1 protein-coding gene is annotated in these 262 nt (G+C 71.0%); it reads left to right on the top strand.

The features are described 5' to 3' along the window. On the top strand, positions 1-262 hold a 262-nt coding region (locus tag EOD29_RS32670; RefSeq protein ID WP_127248854.1), incomplete at both ends, for a DUF2254 family protein.

Below are 262 nucleotides of genomic sequence, written 5' to 3'. Positions count from 1 at the left end.
CGATCCTCTTCGTGGGCACGCTCGTCGTCATCGCGATCGTCGTCTTCACGTTGCTGCGCTGGATCTCGCACCTGTCGACGTTCGGACGGATGGCGGATGTCATCGACCGCGTGGAGCAGGCCGCGACGCTGACCATCCAGCGGCACGCCGCGTCGCCCGCTCTCGGCGCGCGCCGGCTGACCACGGTGCCGCCGGGGGCGCGCGCCGTGCACGCCGACGACATCGGCTACGTGACGCATCTCGACGTGGCCACCCTCGACCG

The sequence above is a fragment of the Mesorhizobium sp. M1A.T.Ca.IN.004.03.1.1 genome (assembly GCF_003997555.1).
Taxonomy (GTDB): domain Bacteria; phylum Pseudomonadota; class Alphaproteobacteria; order Rhizobiales; family Rhizobiaceae; genus Mesorhizobium.
Note: the sequence above shows the minus strand (reverse complement) of the source record. Positions and strands in the feature narration are given on the sequence as shown.